Here is a 2,514-nt window from a genome sequence, read left to right as displayed (position 1 = left end):
GGGAGATTGGCGTTCACGACAACTTCTTCGACATCGGCGGCCACTCCCTGCGAGCGACGACGCTGGCGGGCAAGGTATTTAAGGAATTAAACGTCAACCTGCCGCTGCGCGACGTATTCCGTCACTCGACGATTGCGGCGATGGCCGAGGCGATCGCCCGGATGGAACGGCGGGAGCATGAGGCCATTCCTCAAGCGGAGGAGAGAGAGTACTACCCTCTGTCCTCCGCGCAGAAACGGCTATTCATTCAGCACACGCTGGATGGAGCGGATCAGCTTTACAACATGCCGGAGCTGGTGCAGGTGGAAGGCGAGTTTGATTTAGACCGGTTGGAAGCCGCCTTGCGGAAATTGATAACACGGCATGAATCGCTGCGCACCGGTTTTGAAATCGTGAAGGGCGAAGCGGTTCAGCGGATTTACCCGCAGGTCGATTTTGCTATCGAGCATCATCAAGCGGATAAAGAGGATGCGGCTCAAATCGAGCAGATCGTCCGCAGCTTCGTTCGTCCGTTTGATCTCGGCAAGCCGCCGCTGCTGCGAGCCGGGGTCATCGAGCTGGAGTCGAACCTGCATATTCTCCTTTTCGACATGCACCATATGGTGTCCGACGGCGTATCGATGGCGATTGTGATCGATGAGTTCTCAAGTTTCTACGCCGGGGAAGAACTGCCGCCACTGCGCATTCAATACAAGGATTATGCCGTTTGGCAGCAGTCGAAGGCCCACCGAGAGCGGATCGGGCGGCAGGAAGCGTACTGGCTGCAAACCTTCGAAGGCGAGCTGCCGACGGCGGACCTGCCGATGGACTACGAACGGTCTGCGGCTCGCAGCTACGAAGGCGCGCATCTGGAGTTCGACGTCGAAGCTTCTCTCTCTGCGCGGCTGCGCGAATTGGCGGCCGAGCGTGAAAGCACGCTGTTCATGGTGCTGCTTGCGGCTTATACCGTGCTGCTGTCCAAGTACAGCGGGCAGGAGGACTTGGTCGTGGGCACCCCGGTGGCGGGAAGAACGAACGCCGATTTGGAACCGGTCATCGGGATGTTTGTCAATACGCTGGCGATCCGCAATCGTCCGTCGGACGACAAAACGTTCTTGTCCTACCTGGAAGAAGTGAAGGAAACGGCTTTGGGTGCTTTCGAGAACCAGGATTATCCATTCGAGGAGCTCGTGGAGCGTTTGAATGTGAAGCGGGAGCCGGGCCGCTTCCCGCTGTTCGATGCCGTTTTCGACTTGCAAAATATCGAAGAACGAGATGCCGAGCTGGAAGGGGTCAGCCTGAAGACTTACGAGCTTGACCATTTGGAAGAAGCGAAGTTCGATCTGACGCTATTTATGTATGAAAACAACGGGGCGCTGAGCGGAGGCTTCTTCTACGCCACCAAGCTGTTCAAAGAAGCGATGATCCGCACCTTGACCGAGGATTACCTGCGGGTACTGTCTCAAATTGCGGAAAATCCACAACTTGAGCTAAGCAGGATTGAATGTCATAAACCGGCGGCAGGCGCAAAGAGTGCCGTCGATACGATCGAATTCGCGTTCTAATCCTACAAGCGCGCCTCCGCCGTCAAACGAAAGCGGCGCGCATCCCAAGGAAGACGGCGAACAACGTCCAAGCCCGTAAACGCGCAGGCCGAAAGCAAGCTTTTTCGGACCTGCGCCAGGGCATGCGGTCACTTCATTTTTAGGGGAGGTACAAATGAAATCTTTGTTTGAAAAGGAAGAACGGTACTGGAGCGGCAAGTTTGATGCCGATGACAGCCTGAGCTTCCTTCCCTACAGTCAATCCTCCAAATTATCCGCCGACGGGGAAGCTGCGGCCGAGCCGGGCTTGCTTCACCGTACTCTGCCGAGCGAACTCTCAGAGAGAATCATTTGCCTCGCCAACGGTTCGGATTTGGCTTTGTACATGATTGTTTTGGCAGGAGTAAAAAGCCTGCTGTTCAGATATACCGGGCGGGACCAAGTGCTGGTGGGCATGCCTTCTTATAGCGCAGACCCTGACGGGACTCCGCCGCCGCAGGACATTTTGGTAATCAAGACGTCCGTAAGCCACCAGACTACGCTGAAAACGCTGCTCGGGGGCATCAAAGCCTCCATCGGCGAGGCGCTGGAGCATCAGCACCTGCCTTTTCGGAAAATGGTGGAGCCGCTCCATCTGGACTATACGGGGGACGGCCTACCAATCATCAACACCGTCGCATCCTTTGCACCGATTCATCCGGAACCGCTGGGCAACCGGGTGGCGGCCGATACGGTTTTTCGCTTCGACCGCCAAAACCATTCCATCGAGCTGGAAATAAGCTTTGACGGGCAGTGGTACGAGCGGGCATTTGTGGAACAGGCAGCCGACCATCTTGTTCGGCTGCTGTCCGTGCTTTTATTTCAGCCGGATCTGGAGCTCGGACAAGCCGATGTGCTGTCCCCAGACGAGAGGGAGACGCTGCTGAAGCGATTTAATGACACCGAAACCGGGTTCGAGCGGGGGAAAACGATTTACGGCTTGTTCGAAGAA

Annotated in this window: 2 protein-coding genes; both read left to right on the top strand. The window is 56.3% G+C overall.

The features are described 5' to 3' along the window. A partial coding sequence (locus MKX30_RS27345) for a condensation domain-containing protein (protein ID WP_341063900.1) occupies positions 1-1,544 on the top strand: 1,544 nt, incomplete at its 5' end. A gap of 154 nt (positions 1,545-1,698) precedes the next feature. Continuing rightward, a partial coding sequence (locus MKX30_RS27340) for a condensation domain-containing protein (RefSeq protein ID WP_341063898.1) occupies positions 1,699-2,514 on the top strand: 816 nt, incomplete at its 3' end.

The organism is Paenibacillus sp. FSL P2-0173 (assembly GCF_038008045.1).
Taxonomy (GTDB): domain Bacteria; phylum Bacillota; class Bacilli; order Paenibacillales; family Paenibacillaceae; genus Paenibacillus; species Paenibacillus polymyxa_B.
The sequence above is the reverse complement of the archived record's forward strand: the minus strand, read 5'-3'. Positions and strand labels throughout refer to the sequence as shown.